Annotated in this window: 20 protein-coding genes; 13 read left to right on the plus strand and 7 right to left on the minus strand. The window is 60.4% G+C overall.

Annotation, left to right across the window (positions count from 1 at the left end; all coding sequences use genetic code 11):
- Window positions 1–71: 71 nt before the first annotated feature.
- Window positions 72–2,465, minus strand: a complete 2,394-nt coding sequence (locus FQ668_RS22820) for a TonB-dependent siderophore receptor (RefSeq protein WP_064490868.1) — start codon at window positions 2,463–2,465, stop codon at window positions 72–74.
- A gap of 169 nt (window positions 2,466–2,634) precedes the next feature.
- On the opposite strand from FQ668_RS22820, the gene FQ668_RS22825 reads away from it, so the two are divergent.
- The 10 genes from FQ668_RS22825 (at window position 2,635) to FQ668_RS22870 (ending at window position 11,716) form a co-directional block, all read left to right on the plus strand.
- On the plus strand, window positions 2,635–3,405 hold the full coding sequence (locus tag FQ668_RS22825; protein ID WP_144180681.1) for a nuclease-related domain-containing protein: 771 nt from the start codon (window positions 2,635–2,637) through the stop codon (window positions 3,403–3,405).
- 350 nt (window positions 3,406–3,755) lie between these two features.
- On the plus strand, window positions 3,756–4,274 hold the full coding sequence (locus tag FQ668_RS22830; protein WP_019438944.1) for a hypothetical protein: 519 nt from the start codon (window positions 3,756–3,758) through the stop codon (window positions 4,272–4,274).
- A complete protein-coding gene (locus FQ668_RS22835) occupies window positions 4,267–5,118 on the plus strand; it encodes a hypothetical protein (protein WP_019438943.1) in 852 nt (283 codons plus the stop codon). The genes FQ668_RS22830 and FQ668_RS22835 overlap by 8 nt, the downstream gene beginning before the upstream one ends.
- Before the next feature lie 11 nt (window positions 5,119–5,129).
- The gene (locus tag FQ668_RS22840) at window positions 5,130–5,885 is read left to right on the plus strand and encodes a hypothetical protein (protein WP_014592436.1); all 756 of its coding nucleotides are present in this window, start codon (window positions 5,130–5,132) and stop codon (window positions 5,883–5,885) included.
- A gap of 1 nt (window position 5,886) precedes the next feature.
- Window positions 5,887–7,023, plus strand: a complete 1,137-nt coding sequence (locus FQ668_RS22845; protein ID WP_019438942.1) for a hypothetical protein — start codon at window positions 5,887–5,889, stop codon at window positions 7,021–7,023.
- 7 nt (window positions 7,024–7,030) lie between these two features.
- Entirely contained in the window at window positions 7,031–8,206 is a 1,176-nt protein-coding gene (locus tag FQ668_RS22850) for a hypothetical protein (protein WP_014592438.1), read from the plus strand.
- A gap of 13 nt (window positions 8,207–8,219) precedes the next feature.
- Entirely contained in the window at window positions 8,220–9,356 is a 1,137-nt protein-coding gene (locus FQ668_RS22855; RefSeq protein ID WP_014592439.1) for a M23 family metallopeptidase, read from the plus strand.
- A gap of 27 nt (window positions 9,357–9,383) precedes the next feature.
- A complete protein-coding gene (locus tag FQ668_RS22860; RefSeq protein WP_014592440.1) occupies window positions 9,384–10,772 on the plus strand; it encodes a hypothetical protein in 1,389 nt (462 codons plus the stop codon).
- 74 nt (window positions 10,773–10,846) lie between these two features.
- The gene (locus tag FQ668_RS22865; RefSeq protein ID WP_014592441.1) at window positions 10,847–11,272 is read left to right on the plus strand and encodes a hypothetical protein; all 426 of its coding nucleotides are present in this window, start codon (window positions 10,847–10,849) and stop codon (window positions 11,270–11,272) included.
- Window positions 11,273–11,287: 15 nt separating this feature from the next.
- Entirely contained in the window at window positions 11,288–11,716 is a 429-nt protein-coding gene (locus tag FQ668_RS22870; protein ID WP_014592442.1) for a hypothetical protein, read from the plus strand.
- A gap of 151 nt (window positions 11,717–11,867) precedes the next feature.
- Here the strand turns inward: FQ668_RS22870 and FQ668_RS22875 are convergent, their stop codons facing one another.
- Window positions 11,868–12,284: a hypothetical protein gene (locus FQ668_RS22875; protein WP_064490862.1), complete on the minus strand. Its 417-nt coding sequence runs from the start codon at window positions 12,282–12,284 to the stop codon at window positions 11,868–11,870.
- An 85-nt stretch (window positions 12,285–12,369) separates the two neighbouring features.
- Window positions 12,370–12,981: a hypothetical protein gene (locus FQ668_RS22880; RefSeq protein ID WP_019438941.1), complete on the minus strand. Its 612-nt coding sequence runs from the start codon at window positions 12,979–12,981 to the stop codon at window positions 12,370–12,372.
- 115 nt (window positions 12,982–13,096) lie between these two features.
- On the opposite strand from FQ668_RS22880, the gene FQ668_RS22885 reads away from it, so the two are divergent.
- Complete coding sequence (locus FQ668_RS22885) at window positions 13,097–13,444, plus strand: hypothetical protein (protein WP_014592445.1); 348 nt, start codon at window positions 13,097–13,099, stop codon at window positions 13,442–13,444.
- 18 nt (window positions 13,445–13,462) lie between these two features.
- On the opposite strand, the gene FQ668_RS22890 is transcribed toward FQ668_RS22885, so the two are convergent.
- Together FQ668_RS22890 and FQ668_RS22895 are read right to left on the minus strand one after the other, a co-directional pair.
- A complete protein-coding gene (locus tag FQ668_RS22890) occupies window positions 13,463–14,116 on the minus strand; it encodes an OmpA family protein (protein ID WP_014592446.1) in 654 nt (217 codons plus the stop codon).
- Window positions 14,113–14,604, minus strand: a complete 492-nt coding sequence (locus FQ668_RS22895; protein ID WP_014592447.1) for a hypothetical protein — start codon at window positions 14,602–14,604, stop codon at window positions 14,113–14,115. The genes FQ668_RS22890 and FQ668_RS22895 overlap by 4 nt, the downstream gene beginning before the upstream one ends.
- Before the next feature lie 291 nt (window positions 14,605–14,895).
- On the opposite strand from FQ668_RS22895, the gene FQ668_RS22900 reads away from it, so the two are divergent.
- Together FQ668_RS22900 and FQ668_RS22905 are read left to right on the plus strand one after the other, a co-directional pair.
- The gene (locus tag FQ668_RS22900) at window positions 14,896–15,429 is read left to right on the plus strand and encodes a hypothetical protein (protein ID WP_014592448.1); all 534 of its coding nucleotides are present in this window, start codon (window positions 14,896–14,898) and stop codon (window positions 15,427–15,429) included.
- A gap of 38 nt (window positions 15,430–15,467) precedes the next feature.
- Window positions 15,468–16,721, plus strand: a complete 1,254-nt coding sequence (locus FQ668_RS22905; RefSeq protein ID WP_070384374.1) for a DUF6685 family protein — start codon at window positions 15,468–15,470, stop codon at window positions 16,719–16,721.
- Window positions 16,722–16,829: 108 nt separating this feature from the next.
- Here the strand turns inward: FQ668_RS22905 and FQ668_RS22910 are convergent, their stop codons facing one another.
- Window positions 16,830–17,261 carry a hypothetical protein gene (locus FQ668_RS22910; protein ID WP_241791621.1) on the minus strand — a complete coding sequence of 144 codons (432 nt, stop codon included), beginning with the start codon at window positions 17,259–17,261 and terminating at the stop codon, window positions 16,830–16,832.
- A 111-nt stretch (window positions 17,262–17,372) separates the two neighbouring features.
- Complete coding sequence (locus FQ668_RS22915) at window positions 17,373–19,196, minus strand: DUF2235 domain-containing protein (protein WP_019438937.1); 1,824 nt, start codon at window positions 19,194–19,196, stop codon at window positions 17,373–17,375.
- Window positions 19,197–19,224: the final 28 nt, after the last annotated feature.

Here is a 19,224-nt window from a genome sequence, read left to right on the forward strand (position 1 = left end):
GGATCTTGCGCACCTGTAGGCACGGGTTTACCCACGAACAGGGGCGCAACCCGTGCCATCCCCTGGCCGCCTTACCAGCTATAACTCACCTTCGCCGTCACCTCACGCCCCGGGTTGTAGTAATTCGCCGTCCCCGACCCCACCACATGCTGCTCGTCAAACAGGTTGCTCACATTCAGCGCCAGGTCGGTCCCTTTGGCGATCTTGTAGTTCAGCGCCGCATCGAACAACGTGGTCCCATCGCTCTTCTTGGTATTGGCAGCATCCATGTAGTACGCCCCCACATACCGCGCGCCCAGGCCGACACTCACATCAGTGCCAGGTATGTCGTAGTAGCTCCACAGCGATGCGGTGTGTTTGGGCGCCGTGGTGAACTCATTGCCCTTCAAGGAAGAGCCGTCATACAGCGACCCGCGCAGCACCTCGGACTCCATGTAGGAGTAAGCACCAATCACGCTGATGTCTTGCGTGACTTGTGCCTTGGCTTCCAGGTCAAGGCCACGCACGCGTGACTCGCCCACCGTCTGCTGCTCGATGATGCCGCTTGGCAACACCACGGCAATGGTGACGTTCTCTTGGGTCAGGTCGTAAACAGCGGCGGAGAAGAGTGCGTCCATGCCCATGGGCGAATACTTGATGCCCACTTCGTATTGCTTGCCGGTCTGCGGGGTAACGCCCACTTGCGGGGGCGAGACGGACTCCACCATGCTCACGTAGGTCGACACTTCATCGTTGACGATATAGGTCAGTGCCGCGCGGTAGGAGGTTTCGGAGAAGTTGTCCTTTTCCGTCTGCTCGCCACCGATGTATTCCTTGCTCGACAGGTCCATCGAGTCGTTACGCACGCCTGCGGTCGCGATGACGCGGTCAAAGAACGACAGGTTCTGCTGCAGGAAAACCGCCTTGGTGGTGGCGTCATTCTTTTTGCGGGTATAGGGCGTGATGCCGCCAGGCACGCCGGTGAATACCGGGTTGGCGATGTCGATGGAGGGCGCCAGGCCGTAGACCGAGCTCTGTTTGGTCGTCGAGTCGAGGTACTCGACGCCCACCAGCGTGCTGCTGTCGATGTGTTCGAACTGGGCATCGTACTGCAGCATCAGGTTGCCATTGAGCTGATCGGCATCGCTGTCGGTGCCGAAGACGTAGCGTGGAATGGTAGTTCCAACACGCGAGGCGTTGTCGCTCAGGTAGGCGTAGCCAAAGTCATCGGTCAGCTCGCTGTAGCGCAGGTTGCTGCGCAGGGTGAAGCCGTTGTCGAAGTCGTGGGTAATGTTGCCGCTCAGGCTGGTGCGCTCGACATCGTGGAAGTTGTAGCCGGGCTCGCCGTAGAAGTCGCTGCGGTCGTACTCCTTGTCCAGCGGGTAGCCACCGCTGTTCGGCGAGCTGTTAGTCTTCAGGTAATCCAGCACCACCGTGGCCGAGGTGAAGTCGGTCGGCGCCCAGGTCAGGCCGCCCATGACGAAGCGGTTATCGTCCTGCGAATGGTCGTACTCGCGGTCGCTGTTCTGCATCTTGGCCGTGAAGCGGCCGGCCAGGGTTTGTTCGTCGTTCAGCGCATCGCCTACATCGATCCCGGTTTCGGCATGGTCATAGGAGCCATAGGTCACGTAGCCTTGGCCAAACTTCTCGAAGCGCGGTTGCTTGGTCACGAAGTTGACCGAGCCACCCGGGTCTGCCGGGCCGAACAGGGTGGAGTTGGCACCCCGCAGAATTTCGATACGCTCGTAGGCGTAAGGGTCTTCGCGCACACCGCGCATCGAGCTGAGGGTCAGGCCGTCTCGGTAGGTGGTGGCCTGGAAGCCGCGGATCAGGAAGTAGTCGTTGCGGTCGTCCGAACCGTAGTAGTCGCTGACCACGCCGGGGGTGTACTGCAGCGCCTCTTCGGTGGTGCTGACGCTGCGCTGCTGCATTTCCTTGTTGGTCACCACCGACACGGACGCGGGCGTGTTGAGGATGCTGGTCGCCACCTTGCCCCCTACCCACAACTCCTTGGCAACCACCGAGTTGGCGTCATCGTCGGCACTGGCCTTGACCTTGGCATTGATGATGACAGGCGCCAGGCGGTAGTCCTCGGTCGCGCCCAGTTCCAGCGGGCCGGCAGGCTTTGCCTGGGGGATGACCAGGTAGGCGTTCGGGCCCTGCTGCTCTACCTGCAAGTCGGTACCCTGCAATAGCGTCGACAGTGCTGCCGATGGCGCCAGGCTGCCCTGCACGCCTTGGGTCGTGCGATTTGCCACGCTCTGCGCATCGAAGGATAGGCTGATACCTGCCTGACGGGCAAAGCGGTCCAGCGCCGGCGCCAATGGGCCGCCAGGGATATTCCACTGCTGCATCTGGGTGTTCTGATCAGCGCCCGAGGTTTGCGCCAGCGACGGCAATGCATAGCTGCTCACTACCAAACCCAGAATTGCTGCGTGCAAGGCACGATTCAATGGATGGCGCTGTGGTACCGGTGTCGAACTCATTCTCTAGCTCCGTGGAGGGTCGGCAACTGGCCTGTATTCCGGCCTTATCCACAGGCCGAACGAGAATGAGAAATCACCTCATTTATTTTCGATGCTGAGCAATTCCATCGTGCTATCACGTCAATTTCGGTAAAGTCCGCAGCCCCATGGAACCTTGGAGCAACTAGAAATGGACTTCTTCGCAGTTATCAGCCAGAACGCGGGCACCCTGAGCTGGTTCGTCCCGCTCGTCATACTCCTGATGGTACTCAAGCAGCCCACGACCAAGGGGTATCTTGGCGAGCTGCTGGTGCGCTACTTCGTTTGGCTGAAGCTGGACGAGCAGGTCTATCGCAGCCTGCACAACATCACTCTGGATACCCCGGACGGCACCACTCAGATTGATCATGTGTTCATCTCGGTGTACGGCATTTTCGTGCTGGAAACAAAAAACATGAGCGGCTGGATCTTCGGCAGTGAAAAGCAGGCGCAGTGGACGCAGAAACTCTACAAGCGCACTTTCAAGTTCCAGAACCCATTGCGGCAGAACTACAAGCACCTCAAGGCGCTGGAGGCAACGTTAGGCGTTGACGCCAAGCACCTGCATTCGGTCATCACCTTCGTGGGTGACAGCACGTTCAAGACCGCAATGCCGGCCAACGTCACCCAAGGCAGCAAATTCATTCGCTACATGAAGTCGTACGATGAAGCGGTTTTCAGCGAGGCCGAAGTCGATGCCATGTTAGAAGCCCTGCAGGCAGGACGCCGCGCGCCGACGCTTGCCACCCATCGCGAGCATGTGCAAAACCTCAAGCGCCGCAGCAACCCGACAATCGAGCGACAATGCCCGAAATGCGGCAGTGCCCTACTGGTTCGGAGCTACAAGTCGGGCAACAAGGCAGGCCAACAATTCTGGGGCTGCTCGGCATTTCCCAAATGCCGAATCATGCAAAGTCTCTGAGGCAGCCTTTCACGCCGTAGGGCCAGGCCCGCCCTCCTTCTGACCGGGGCCTCCCTTCTCCCACCTCGCGCAAACCCTGCGCACCAGCCGCTGATTACGCACCACGAGCCGCTCCCGAGTGAGCAAGGTCCGCAGCGTATCAGCGGCCACCCTTCACCGCGCAAGCCACGCCAATCAAGGCATCCAACTGAATCTTCAGGCGCGAACCGCCCGCTGCGCAGTGGCCATTTGCCAACATCGCGCACTTGTAATTCCCATGTCAAAAAGTTGATACGCCAGCATTTTTGATACAGAATTAAAAAAAGGATGCATTTTAGCGTATTTCAGTATGCTTTAACCGAGTGCAGGGAATGGACGAATACACAACCGCCGGTGCGCACATACCGCCCATCGACTCGCTGGACCTCACGGCACACGGCGTCCTTGGTCATTTCGCGAAATCGTCGCGCAATGCCCAACTGGTGAAGTTTCTGGTGAGCATGGACCGCCTGGACCGCTGGACGGTGGACTTCGAAGAGGATGCCTCGACGCATCAGTTCGAGATCCAGTTGCTGATGCAGGAGCTGCAGTCGTTCGTCGAGGCCTATGCACGCGTCCTGCATCAGGTTCCACAGGCATTTGCCGAGTTGCTGGCCCACCTCACCTCTTCGCGCTGCATGTACCTAACTCGTTATGTCGCGCAACACAACGACGCGTTTAGCGGTGCGCTGGCGCCGCTGCTGGCTGGCGACCTGTCGCAACTCGCTGACCTCACGGTATTTCGCCGCCGGCTGGATGCCTTCAGCAAAGCTCACCTGCTCAGCGAGATTTTCTCTGCCGAGCGGCTGCGCGAGATTTCACAGATCATGGAGAGTTACGCAGATGTATGACGGACGACTGAACCCTGTCGCTGTGGCGGTGGGCAAATCTGTGGGCAAGCGCGCGGTGATGGGTGGTGTGCTGGGTGCCTGGCTATTGCTGGCCGGGCCGGCATTCGCCGCCACCAGCAGCCTGGGCTCCTCGTCGAGTACGCTGCTCTCGGAGCAAAGCTCCGTGGTGGCCGAGGCCATCAAGGCCGATGCGCAGGACTGCGCCGACGGCACCAAGCAGGGGACGATCGGTGCCTCCATCAACGACGCGTTGAGAATCCATACTGAACTGGCTGCCGCAACGCCCAATGTCGAGTCGCTATTCAGCGCCACCGCGGATTGCTTTGGGGGCCTGGGCAGCCTGTTCGATCTCTCCGGCTCGATCCCGAGCCTGGGCTCCATTTTCGCGGCAGCCCAGCAAGCGGTATTGAAATACGCGCAGAAGAAGGTCTGTACGGCGATACAGCAGGTTTCTTCGATGGTCACCACCCCCATCAACCAGGCGATCGGCAAGGTCAGCAGCGGCACTTCACTGGCGGACCTGAACGGGCTGACCAATGGCTTGGTCAGCAAGGGCATGAGTACACTCGACCCGGAACTGGGTAGCAGTTACCACAGCACGCCCGCCGGCTACGAGGCCACCTACACCGTCGACGTCAACCCGTTCAACTACATACAGACTGACTTCGGCGGCGGCGCCAGCACTGGTAACGGTACTGGCACCACCACCAGCAGTGCAGCCACCACCCGCACCGTGGCGCCCGCAGCGAGCAACTCATCTTCGAGAACTTCGAGCAATACCAGCCGTTCGTCGTCCGGGTCAGCCAGCGGGTCGTCCGGCTCGGCTGCAGGCCTGTTCAACTAAGGGGGCTGACGATGAAGAAAGTCGCGGCAGTTCTGGCCGTTGGCCTAGGCCTGGGCGCTACGGCGCTTCCGGCCCAAGCACTGACCTGGGCTTCGGTGCTGACATTCATCAGCACCATGCAGAGCGAGATGAGTGCCTGGTCGGTGACCGTCAAGCAGACCGCGTTGTCCGCCAACGTGATCTCGCAAATGGATAACGATTCGAAAAAGCAGCTTGCCAACGCAGTTGGCGCCATCGAGATGTCCGACCGGGCGATGGCGGCCGTGACCTCGTTCGACTCCGCGGTGGGGCAACCGGTCACCAGCAAGTGCATTGCCCAGCAGCAGGGCAAGCTGATGGTCGAAGCGGTGTCACAGCGTGACAAGGACGCGGCGCGCCTGATGGCAACCTATTCCTCGCAACGGGTGGGCTCCAGGGCAGTGGCCGACCGTGAGACCCTGGCCATGCACCGCGACAACTACTGCAGCGTGTCCGAAGCCAGGCAGGGCATGTGCACGCTCAACGCCAACGGTATGCAGGGCTGGGATGTGGACTACGCCGGGCCGTTCAGCGAAATGACCCTCGCCCCGGAAGGCGAGACCGCAGCGTATGCGTATACCGCCATGATCACGGATCAACGTGCGGAAGCATACATCGACTGCACCACGGTCGCCTGCAATGCTGCCCAGTCGCAGCAACTCGCCGCCTCGGCCATGACCGCGATGGCTGCCAACTCTCTCGTAGGGCAGGTGACGGACCGTCGCGTGCCAATGCTCACAGGGCAGTGATATGAATTTTCGGCTCAAGCTAGCCAGCATTGTCGTGGGCTCGACAATGCTCTCGGGTGTTTCCTACGGGGCGCTTTACGGTTTCGGCCCTGCCGAGATGTGGACCGCTGCGCAGATCAGCGCGCTGTCAGCATCCGTGGGCACCAACATCACCACGTTCGGCACGACCTTCGGTAACCAGATGACCATAAAGTTCGAGCAGATCATCTCGGCCGTGGCCGTAGCCACCAAGCAGGAAGCACTGTCAGCGAGTGTGATCGCGGACAACAGCAGGCAAACCGCTGAGCAACTGATCAATGCCAGCCGCGCGCAGCAACAGAACGCGGCCGCGACCAAGGCCTACCTCGACTTCAACGCAGCGACCGGCCAAGGTTTCGACCCTTGCGGCACCGTGATCAAGAACAAGTCGATGGACATCGCATTCACCAGCATGGCAGCCAAGGCCAAGGCAGCTGTCGGTGAGCTGGATGCCTCTCCAGGTCGGCTGGTGGCTTCCACAGGCAAGGCGATGCAGCAACGCCTGCAAGAGCACCGCGACAAGTTCTGTACCGCCGCAGAGGCAGACGCCGGGCTGTGCACGCTCAGTACGCTACCCGGTGGTGACACCAACGCCTCCCTGCTGTTCGAAGCCGCGGATGCTGACTCGCTGGCCACCGAAGCGCGTACCGCCTACATCCAGCACGTGATCGGCCCCCCGGACGAAGCCTTGGTCAAGGCCGCTGGCGCTACGCCCGCCGGCGAAACCTACATGGTGCAGAAAAACCGCAAGGACTCGATGTTGTCTGTACCGGCCTACAGCCTGTCGATGATCAACGCCGCCAACACCCGCAGCACGGAGTTCGGCGGCAAGTCCCCCAATGAAGTGCTCAAGCTGCGCGTGAACCAGTACTTCGGTGGCAAGGAAGCGCAGCAATGGTCGGGCAACCTGGCCCGCCAGACCCAGCGCGGGTTGCTGGTGGAGGCTGCCAAGATGGGTGGCCTCGAAGTCTGGATTCATCAGCAGCAGTACGAGCAGAACCAACGGCTGCTCGCTAACCTGGCAACGCTGGTAATCGCCTCCTCTGACGGCCTGGACGCCCCTTTGGAAGCGCGCTACCAGAAAGTGTTGTCTGAAACAGCAGCGCAGTCGGTACAGTGAGGTGCCCATGAAAAAGGATTTCGACGCAGCGCGTGAAGCGCGCAAATGGAAGGTCTCGCTGGGTGCTTCGCTTGTGCTGACCTCTACGCTGGCTTGGGCCTATTGCCCACCCCAGTATCAGGAAAATACCGTAGCGCCGGCATTCACTGCGGCCACCCAGACACTCAACGGCCTGGTGTCCGGGGTAGATGCTTCGCTGTCGGCCCTGCTTGAAACCGAGAGCCAGCGCCTGACCTCGGCCATCGCGATCCTGACCAAGCAGAAAGCCCTGGCGGCAAACCAGATCGCGGAAGCTGGGCACAATGCTGCCCAGCAAACGGCGACGGGGCTGAAGGTGCTGGCCCAGACCCAGCGGGTCAAGCAGTCACGCTTCGACTACGGTGGCGAATTCGGCCAAGGCTTTTCGCCTTGCTCGGTCTATGCGACACGAACGCTGATCAGTGCCCGCGATGCCGACATGGGCACCGAAGTGCGCCAGCGGGTCAAGTCCGAGATCGTGGCTGCACCAGGCACCTACGCCGAGCCCATCAGCGCCCAGGCTGCACTGGTCAAGGCGCGCAAGCAGTTCTGCACCCAGGACCAGGCAGATTCAGGCTTGTGCGAATCGGTCGGCTCGCTGCCGGGCGCCGACCTGACCGTGGCCACCCTGTTCGAACCCGTCATGGAAAACGAGCCGCTGTACCAGGCGAAAGTCGGGTTCGTCAATAACGTAGCCGGCCTGCCGGACGGCCCGGTGCCAGCATCGGCAGGCAAATCCGCAGCCACCGAAGATTACGCGCTTTCCAAGGCCCGCAAGGATGCGCTGGTATCGCCGGCACTGGCCAGCCTGAAAGCAATCCAGCTCGACTATTCCGGCGTGGAAGGCACGGAAACAGGCACCGACCTGCCACTGGCCGTGCACTTTCGCAACGAGGTCAAACGCTATTCGGGCAATACGCCTCAATATGACAGCTGGGCCCGGGTCATGGCCGCACAGAACGAGCGAGGGGCGCTGATCGAGATCTTGAAGATCAAGGCGCTGGACCTGGCCATACTGGAAAAACAATATCGCCAGTACGAAAGCATGGAGGCCCAACTCGCTTCGCTGGTGTCCATGTCGGTAACTGCCGCGGGTGCGCAAACCCAGACCACCCGGGCAGCGGAAAATGCCGCCAGGCAGAACGTACAGCAGAGCGTGCAGTGACGGAGCGCAAGGGATGAACAGAACGATCCTGCGCGGCCTCGCCGGCCTGAGCCTGCTGGCGTGTGCCCACGGCGCCATTGCGGACACCTGCATGGTGTCCCCCACCGACAAGGAAATTGTTTCCGGTCGTTTCGGCAAGTTCCGGGGTGGCGGCGCGGCCAACCATGGTTCGGCCAACCAGAAGGCGCACATGCACGATGGCCTGGACTTTTCCACCAGCGGTACATCGCAACCGGTATACGCCACCACCGAGGGCAAGATCACTTTCGCCGGCTCTCGCGGATCTGCGGGTAATACGATACTGATCCAGCGGGCCAATGGCGATATCGTCGCCTACTACCACCTCAGCGGTTTTGCCAACGGCATCAAGAAGGGCGTCACGGTCAAGCCGGGGCAGCAGCTTGGCCTGTCAGGCAACACCCCCAGCACGTCCATGACGAAACACTTGCATTTTACCTACGGCACCACGAAAAAAGACGAGGCCAGGGCCAAGGCGTTCAGGGAAAATGCTCATCGAGGGCCCTTCAACCCGGCGCAGTTGCCCTCCCCTTTGGTCAAACCGCAGGTTGACATTGGCTGGAAGACTGACCCGGCCCCCTATTTCTGCCAAACTTACGCCATCCAGGATGGTCATCCCGAGCATTATCCAATCCTCGGCAAAGACACCAAGGCGCAGCACCAGATCCTTTTCGGTAATGTACCTTCGGGCGGGGTTGCGCCAGACTCCACGGCTGAGCCTGTCCAGGTGGCAGCAGCCAACGCCGATGCAGCGCTGGCCGAAGCGGATGGCAAGACGCCTGCGATGTACTTGTCCGACGCTGATGGCTATGGTGCCTTGCCCACCGCTCCGATCGGTGGCTACGACACCATGTCGGTTTCAGAAATGCTGGCGACTGAAGCCAGCCGGCGCTTCAGCGATGCCGAGTGGAACAACAGTATCACCCATGTTTCCAGCCGAGCCCTGTGGGTCGACTACAACCGGGCGGTCGGTGTCGGTAATTATTTGTCGGAAGCGATTTATCGCAAGAAGGAAAAAGTTGAAGCATTGCTTGCCGTTTACGCGTCGCAGAAATTGGCAGGTCAACGGATGCAGACCGACAGGGCCCAGCAGCGAGCCCAGAGAGGAGCTGTTTCCAGATCCATTGAATAACGCGGCGCCCACGAAAGGTAAACACAGATGGAACCCAAAGAACTCGATAAGCCTGATCAAGCCTTCGCTGATTCTGCTGCCGGGCAAACAGCCCAGCCAGGGCGGAGTTATGCAGGCATCCTGGTCCATCATGGCGCAGCACCCTATCAAAACGACCCTGCCAAGCAGGGTAGCTACTACGTAACCCTGCAAACACCTGCCGGTCCACAGACCCTTTGGGGGGCAGGCCTTGAACAGGCCATGCGCGAAACAGCACCCGCCGTCGGCAAACCCGTGCAACTGGATTACCAAGGTGGCGCCGAAGCCGGCAGCGAACAGTCGACACAAGGTCGCTGGAGCGTGCATTCGATCGATACGGCTGCCCTGCAGGCCCACAATAGCGGCCAGCAAACAAACGCCAGGCCGTCGCCAGGCGCCGCGCCAGATATCGACCCAAGCGTATTTGACGCCATCATGAAGGTTGCCGGGGAGGTGAAACCCAAAGGATCGTCCCTCGACCCTGATGAAGTACGCCGCATCAACGCAGCCCTTCTCGACAACGCGAGCAACGCTGCAGAGCCACCGAAACCCGCAGAACCGGCAGAACAGGAGCCACAGCACCCGCGGGACGCCAACGGTGCCGAATCACTGCTCAGGGGCGGCGCCCAACTGGTGGGGGGCGTAGCCTCGCTCACCGGCGCCGCCATGCAAGGTATCGGCAAGGGCGCGAGTGCCCTGGCCTCTGCCCTGCGTGGGGATGGGCAAGTTCAGGATGCACAGGTGCCCTCAGCGCAATCGGCCACTGCGGAAAAACACAGCGCGGCGGTTGAGCCCGGCTCGGCCGAAGAAATGACCGGACGCGTGCAGGTGTTGCCGCGCCTTTCCGAGTACCGGGTAGATCAGGTTGAAAAGGCCGCGACCAACTACGAAAAAGCCCACTCGGCCTTCTGGAACGCTGGGAGCCTGCCTCAGGTGCGCGAGCAGATCGAAACCCGCGCCGAGCAAACCGGCCTGAGCGTTCCCGAAGTGATCGAGAAGATGAAACCCGACGGCGAATACACCGACCTGCACGAAAGCTTCGTCCAGGCCGTAGGTGAGTCCCCCGACGCCCAGAACAGCAAAAAAGCCATGGACAAGGCCCTCACCGGCTGGGCCCGGCAGTACGGGCGCGCCCAGGAAGAATTGCTGAACCCGGAAACCCAGGACAACCCGCACTACGACAAGCTGAAGAACCGGCTGGAAAGCTCAAGCGAGAGCATGCACCGCAATGCGGGCAGCATGCCGGCTTTCGCGGGCGAAACGCAGTCGCATCTGGAGCGCCTGAGGGAAGTGATGCAGCGTATTGGCGAACGCCTGAAGGAAATGGTGCAAGGCATCGTCAGCCTGGTTCGCGGCAAGCCTTCGGGCCCTTCACAGGGCGATGACTTCACCCCTTGAGACAGCCCCCAGCTCAGCCGATTCCCAGAGGGAGCCATGAAGGCGCACGTAATCATCCACGCAAGGAGAATGGAATGACCGAGTACAGCAACTGGAAAGAAATCACCGCCACGCCGGAAGCCCACCTGGAGTTCCTGCGGGTGATCGACGGCAAGCTGGAAGAAGGCCTGGGTGGCCGGAACCTGTATGAAAAACTGTCCAAGGAAATCACGGTGGAAGGCAAGGCCTTCAGCCAGGCCTTCCACCTGAACAAACTGGAAGCCAGCTCGAACGGTTGGGACACCGACGAGACGCCCGACCCGGTGAAGCTCGAGATCGTCGAGTTGACTTCAAGGATCAAGGAGGCTGACCCAGGCTACGACCTGGCCCACTTCATGGTCGGCTATGAGTACATGATCAGCGAGATGAAAGAGCGCGGCGTGGAAGTGAATGCCGGGCTGGACCACAGCGACCCTGTACCAAAGAACCGCAGCGGCTCGGACTACGAGCCGGGCATGTGACGCCGGGAGGCACCTGTGAAAGCGACCATTTCACTCATGCTGGCCTTCGGTATGTCGGCTCTGGCGAGTACTGCCCAGGCCCAGGAAGCCCCCGTGGCCGAGGAGCAATGGCAGGAGCTACCGCGCAATACCACCATCTACGTGCCGGTGCCCAAGCAGGTCACGCCGGTTGCAGCTTATCGTTCGTGCTCGAACCGCTACGAAGGTGAGCGCTGCGATTTCTCCACCCCTCGCCAAGGAGTGGTCGAAGGCACATGCCAGGCACCGGAAATGCGGCAGCCGCCCGCCTATGGCTACGAGATGCAGCAATACCCCGCCCAGGTGCGCACGGCCTTGGTTTGCATGCCCGTCGAGGGCCCGGCTGCTGGCGGCCCGGACAACCCGGGCCACGAGTCGCTCCAACCGCCTTCGACAGCCCCACAAGCGCAACAGCCAGCCCCCTAGCCCAAGGGTGCTGAGCTCTGCAACTTCGGACTCGCTCGCCGTCGGTTTAGCCTTGGCGCGCTTGGCCGCGCCGGCGACCTGAGGCAATTGCTGGTACGTCAGGTCTAAGCTGCTGCCGCCCCTGGTGGCTGGATGTTTACCAGGCCAACACTCACACCGTCGGGTCGGGCGCGTCATCCTGCGGCGTTGCTGACGACTGCGCCATCTTCGCCATCTGTCCGTGCATCAGCTGAATCAGTTCGCGCAGGCGCTCTGCTTCGGCCCTGAGCTGAACGGTTTCTTCAAAATACTGGCGCACATACCCACGCAAGGGCTCCAGCTTCTCGTTGGCTTGCGCCACACCGGCATCCCAGCCTTCAGCATAGCCATGGGAGCGCCCTTTCCTGAAGCCCTCCTTGCGGCCCTGCCCCAAGCCTTCCTGGTAGCCCGCCTGATAACCCTCCTGCAGCCCTTCCTGCCGCCCTTGGTCGCGGCCTACATGGAGGTTGGCAATGGCCTGCTGGACAGAGCCGTTGTAACCGCCATCCAGACTCATGTTGCCCTTGCGTGCAGCCCAGTTATCGTCCATTTCGCCATCTCCCCGGATCGGCGCTTTCCCGGAGCATGCGCCGCTAGATTGTGGTCAATGCCAAACCCGATACTGTCGGCCGGGTTCAACGCGTAGTCTTTACCTCGCTCCCAGCTGCTTGCTGGGCTTCGGCCTGAGGCAAGGCAAAACTGGCCAGCCGATGCAGCGCAACCGCTACCCAATCGCCACCGAAACGCTTGTCCTCCAGCACCGACTTTAGCGCCAGGATCGGCACACAGTGCCTTGCCAGGCCTTGGACATAAAAAGCAGCCGTCCATTCGGGCAGCAAGTGTTTTATATCTTCGTGGGTTTCCACGCTGAACACCAACGCAAGAATACCAGGCAGGGTCTTGACCTCCCGGCTGGGCAGCGCGTCCGCCAGCCAGAAGGCCACTTCGCCAAGCTGGCCGGCCTGGATCGGCAACAGGGCAACGACCTTGTTCCCGTCATGATCAACGACAATACCCGGCTCAAGATCGAGCGTTTCCGCGTCAAAGCCGAGCGCTGCCTGGCGAATGGGCAGCGACTTGAGGAAATGCTCCAGCAGCGTGTACATCTCGAAAGCTGCCGGAATGTCCTTCTGGATGGCCGGCGCACTCTTGGCCATCACACTGACGAAGCCGCCACCCGCCTGGGCGAGAACATCGCCACTGATGGCCTGCGCCACGAAAGCCTCGAGTTCACACAACGAATACATGGTCCCACTCCCGCACAACGGCTCGACTAGACTGAACTTAAACCTGCTGACAGGTCCAAAAACCTCAGTCGTTCGTGTTTTGTATGTTTGCAGCCCAAACTTCAAGGATGTACCAATGACCCATCAGTTTCACTGTGCATTTCATCCCGCGCCGGGCAATGACGGTGGCGTGCTGAACATCGGCCCTGCCTCGGTCAGCATCGACCTGGAAAACCTCTGCCTGTTCGCCAATGTGGTCGGGCAGATCGAAAAGCGCCGGGCGGCCGGCGTAGCCAGGTCAGAGATTCTTGGTGAGTGGGTGGGCAGTGAAGATATCGACTGGGCGCATATCGGCTTTCACCCCTGCCGCGAAAGCTACAGCCTGCGTTACAACGGGGTAGCCTGGGAGGCGCCTGCCGACGCCACCATCGCCGCCGCCGCCGAGGCGCGCTTGTTCCTTGACAACATGCGCCTGCAGGCCTGACCTGACAGCCCTTGCTACCTAGCGAGCGAGGGCCGTGCTCGCGTGGTACTGACCGAAGAACTCGAATTCAACCCGGCGGTTGGCTGCACGGCCAGCGGGGGTGTCATTCGCAGCGATGTAGTCGCCCTCCTGCCCCTCGGCGCTGATTTTCGCCGCTGGTACGCCACGCCGAACCAGGTACATCTTCGCCGCCTGCGCCCTGAGCAAGGCAACCCGGCGATTTGCCTCCACCGTGCCCACACTGTCGGTAAAGCCCACGATCTTCACCTGCAGCGCGTCCTGCGCCGAGCGCACCAGCACGTCGCCATCCTCGGCGCTGGGGCTGAAGCGTGAGTGGCCGAACGCAAAATTGAGCGTCATGTGGTTGATCGAAGTCTGGATCTGGTCCTGTCGCGCCCTGATTGCCAAAAGCTCCTGACGACTGCCATTGGCGTCGGCTTCAGCCGCAGCCAACCGCACCCGCAAGCTCTGGATCTCGATGTTCAGGGCATTGATGGTCTGTTGCATTTGCGCGGTGTTCTGCCCTTGCGCCGAGGGTGCTACATAGGGCACCGGGGCGGCGGGGCTCTCCACCAGCTCGAACCCTGCGAAAGCCTTCGGGGCAAGTGCCACCGAGAGGGCAGCCAGTACCAGCGGCAGCAACCTGCGAGGGGTGGAAACGAAGGTGCTCATACATCTCTCCAATATCGCAGGATCACGAAAACGATGCTCGACCAGGCATACCCCAGCAGCATTACCAGGATGCCTGCCAGCAAGTAGGTACGCAGCGGGTCCATGGCATCCTGGCCCAGCGGCTGAAGCCCGGGAACCAGCGTGGCCGGGAACCAGGCGAACAGCAGCGCCACCAGCGGTGCGAGCCACAGGCCAAGGCGCAACTGGCGATGGTCGCCCCCGCGCGTCCACCATGCGTACCAACCCAGGCTGAGCAGGTAGGCAGGCAGCAACATGACGCTCAGCAACAGGGCTGAAAAGGACAATGCCGCGGCGTAGAAGCGCGGCGACCCTTGGGCCATTTCACCCATCAAGGTCGCAACCACCGCGATGGTAAAAGCGACCAGCGCCACCAGCAGAGGCACCGACAGCAGCCACAGGGCTGCGCGACGATCGCCCACGGCCCTGAAGCCTGGCTTCACGGCAGGTGGAGGTAATGCGTAGGACATGCCTGGAAACTCCTTGTAAGGGTCAGCCGGGCGGCCAGATTCAGAAGAACTGCCGCTGCGTGCCAGCCAACGTTCGACACCCTGTCATCTATCAAAATGACCTGTTAGAAAAATGTAGAAATTGATGGCGAGTATGAATTTGGGGCCTTTTGCCGTCAAGGTTTGAATCTTCGTCACTGGCAGGCACTCACTTGACCAAGCGCAGGGCGTAGCGCACACTCCAGGCATATAAAAAACGTTTTTCTAACAACACGAATTAATAGCAATTTGTCATCCAGAAGGATCTGACGCATGAAAGCCCTGCACCTCGCCCTGCCGCTGCTGGTTTCGCTCGCCTGCACATCGGCATACGCCGCAAACATCGATCAGGCCGAAGCCAATGCCCGCATCACTCAGGCCCTGACCTGCAAGCGCAAGGTTTCCCCTGAACAATTCGAGGCGCTAGTCAAGGCCGCCAACGGCAAGGCCATCGTGCAGGCCTCGGACCTGTCCGACGGCGAGTACACCGTGCCTAACCCACTGGACGTTTACGGCCGCGCCGTGACCAAGCTTGCAATGCACCCAGGCTCCAATGGTGAAGGTGACTTCGATACCTACTCCGGCGTATTCACCGGCGAGAGCATCCAGGCAGTGGCCAAGCTCGCCGACATTCCCAAAGACGAATTCGGCCAGTACAAGAAAGAAGTCGGTAACCACGACCTGTGGCTGTATGAAGATGGCAACAGCACGTACATCAGCTGCTCGTACGACATGCGCACAGTGGTGAAGACCATCAAGAGCACAGCTCGCAAGGCAGCGGATGCGGTACAGCGCGCCACCCAGTAACGCCTTGCGAACCTGTATGCGCTGAAAGGAGTCACGCCATGAGCTTCAGGACACTGGCTGCGAAGTTTCTGGAGGCGGTCAAGGACGACCTGGGCATCCCTGCCCGTTTACGCCGGGTCATCGCCGACACTCCCAAGTTGCGCATGAGGGTGGATGACACCGCCGCCGTCATTGCCTCATCGAGCGTGGTGCGCTGGCATGAGTGGTCGCAGCGTATCGGTTTCGGCCAGGGCAGCGAACAGAACGGTCAGGTCAGGGGCTGGCGCGCCAGCGACGGCCATTACCACAGCGAGCATCGGCAGATCGCCGCACTGGCGCGGCTGGGCAAAACCGAAACCGTGCATGAATTTGCCTGTGACATCGGTGAGATAACTGGCCTGTCCGCCTCCAAATCCGAGCTGTACAGGTTTTTCTCCCTGCAGCAGATGGCCGAGCAAGCCTGCCAGGCTTTCACTCGCGACATGAGCCAGGAGGGGCTTGCGCAGAACCTGGGCTGGCCGGAGATCGGCATCGTGCATGGCGGCAGCGACTTCATGGTGCGCTACGACTGGGATGTTGGCCTGTACCTGGCCAACAACGGCGGCTCGCACCACTTCGTCGCCGCCCGGCATATCGCCACGCAGTTGCAGCAACCGGTTACGCTGCAGGGTCGCCTGGTCCGCAACGGCCTCGATGCCGAGGCCGCCGCTCAGTTGAACGATGAATACGCCATCTATGCCGTGAACAAGGATGCGTTCTTCAATGATGCACTCGATGCCCTGCGCGACTTCAAGGCCACTCACTATTGGGGCGACCTGCCGCAGCCGTATAACAACGGCATGGCGATCTTCCTGCCCAGAGAAGAAGCGCGCTCACGCAAGGTTGCGCAAATCTTCGCCAGCGAAGGCTTCACCGATGTAGGTGAAATGCTGGTGGAACTGGCATCGCCGGATGCGGCTGTGGAGCGCCGGGCGCGCCAGGAAAAACTGCGCGCGCGCATTGAAGCCCTGCCAGGCCTGGAAGCAAAAGCCGGGGTGGCACACCTCTTCGGCAAACACGCGGCAGCCGCCCTGCGCGATCAGTTGCCGACACAAGTGGACTGGCAAACCGTGGAGCAGGCCACCCTGGATGAAGCCTTCGGCATTCACCAGCTCGACGCCCAAAGTGTCTACGAAGCGCTCGCCCAACATAGCCCAGGCGCCGTTTCGAGGCATTCACTGCGAACACTGCGCGCCACAGTCGATGGCTACGCGGCGCTGCATGAGCGCCAATTGGCCAACCTGCCTGCACCCGAGGCACCAAGCCCCGACTGAACGCTTGCCCGGTGGCAGGTCAGCTGACAGTCGAGAGCAGGAAATGCGGCCCTGTTGAAACGCCGAAAATCAATTTTTCAACATGCAAAGTTGCCATAAAAAATCAGCTCAACCAGAGCAGTACTGCGCAGCCAGCTGATGAATGCGCGCAGCCGTTTGCTCCTGAGCGCGAGCCTGCTCGCAAGCCCATGACAGCGTCGCCGAATCAGGAAAATCCTCGGTGATCGCCTTTTTTGCGATAAACCACAGGGCGCGCATGACAAACAGCGGGTCTTCAGTCAGTCGCGTATCTCCCGAGGCCTGCAGGTAAGTAACTAGCGCCTGGGTCGCACTGACCAATCCCTTGTCCTGACTGAACTGGACCAATGTACCCAGTGCCTGCGGATTCATTGAAGGATGAATCGTCAGCGGTGTGCAGCGTTCGGAATCGAGCAAATCCCAAAACGTTACGCCGTCCTTGCAGACCATTCCCACACGGCGACCACCCGCCATGTCATCGACCTCGATGAAGGTGCCTGGCTGGTATTTGTGGATTTTCATCTTCTCGCCCTTACCGATTGAATGGCCGACCACCGCCGGCAACAGGTGCATTCTAAGCAAGCAGGCAGCAAAAAGCCTTACTACTGTGATTAGCGAAACTCAGCCTGACCGTCAGGGCTCGGGAGCTTGCCAGATAACAGTTCGCTGCAACTCGTGGGCGGCTGGGCGGGCAACCATCGCACGCACCAGCGGCTTGCCATCTTCCCCGGGAATTTCGTAATCATCCGTCAAACTGCCTTCCGGCCGCTCGGCAATCCATTGCGCGGCCTGCTTGAGGCCATCATGGAGGAAACCCGCCTGCGCATCTTGTGCCACCTGCCGCATGTCGATTGCGATCAGGACACCGCACTCACCAGCGAACGTCGGCGCCTCATAAGCAGCCTCCAGCCCGCCCACCACGTTGCCGTTGGTGTCGTGGAGCATGATGGGGTCACCAATACTCAGGGGGCCTCGATTGCGGACATAGTCACCGGCATCTTCGACAATACGGCTGGCCTCGTACTCGAAGCCTAGGTCAGCAAAGGCCGATGAGCCTTCGCGGTCGATCCGAAGCACTGCATACTTCGGCGGTATGTTCGGGGTTGGCAGCGGCACCTCTTCAAGGCCGAGCCGTTGAATGTGCTCTATCTCTGGTTTCGAGCCCGCGAGCAATAACGAGAGTTCAGCCACTTGCTTCCGTGACTGCGCAGCCTCTTCTGCCTCGAAGCGTTCTTGTCGAGCCTCTACTGTGCTGCTGAAGCTGCTATCGGGCTGGTAGTCAGGCAACGACGAAAAACCTTCGGCCTTGTCGCTCCACCCGAAGAAGTTCTGACCTAGCTCCTTGCCGATACGTCGGATAACTGGCTCGCCGCGCGAACCATCATTTTCAAATATGACTTTCCGGCCGCTCACCGCGTGATCGAAGGGCTGTTTCTGCCACTCCAGACGCCCCAGGATCTTCCACCCCAGCACATTAGCCGTACCACGCTCCGTCGGAAACGGTCGATTGTTGAGCACTGTCCATGAACCGTTCGCCTCGCGCCTGAATGCCTCATTGCCTTTGAGCAATCGAGAATCGATCAACGCATCCTGCAACCGGTCAGGGTGCTTGATCAAGGCGTTGTATTGTTCGATGCGCTTCATTTCTTCCGGCGGCAACGGCGCCAATTCGACGCCTGCAGACTTCAGGCGATCGTACATGAAGGCCAGTGGACCAGCAGCCAGCAGATCGTTGCGGTAGCCGCCCCCAACTTGAGAGTGCGCGCCTGCGAACTTCACCTCTTCGACTCTTGAGTTGTCGTCGTTACGCAACGCGCTGGTCAGCGGAAACGTCGTACGATACTCATGCATTGCCACCAGGTGAGTGGTCGACTTTACGTTCCTGCTTATTTCCAGGTTCTTGTCAGGGTGGCTTTCAGTTATGGGCAAGCCGTAGGAGGCAACAGTGTCGAATATGGCGAGTTTGTTCACCTGCGCCTGACCAGGCGGAATCAGGTACTCCCGGGTCGCTTTCCACTGGCTATCAAGCTTAGGTACACCCCGATCAATGATCTCGTTCGCCAAGGCACGCGCTTGCGCTGCGCCGCGACTGAAGCCGATCAGGTTCAGGTCGACCTGCAGATCCTGGTTCTTGTTACAAAACGCGACAACGGCCTCGTAGGCTTGCTCGATACGGCTCTCGCTACCGCGCCCGGTACCACGCTCGACCAGGGCAGTCGGTGTGCTGCGCTGATGGCTACCCACCCCGTCGAAGTAGAGCTTTTCTGAGAGGCCCAGGTAATGTGCGGGATCATAGGCGACGGCCTCATGGCCGGAGTTTCGGGAAAGGTTGGTACCTTTCGCCGCATCACACTCATAAAGACGGGCCACGTTAGTGTGGGTGCCCAAAGGTTTGTCGTTGTCCTTGCTATTAGCCGTACCGTCAAAGTACACGCTAAAGTATACATTCTTACTCATGTCATATCCCTATGAACAACTGCAAGCG

Source organism: Pseudomonas sp. Kh14 (assembly GCF_900291005.1).
Classification (GTDB): Bacteria; Pseudomonadota; Gammaproteobacteria; order Pseudomonadales; family Pseudomonadaceae; genus Aquipseudomonas; species Aquipseudomonas alloputida.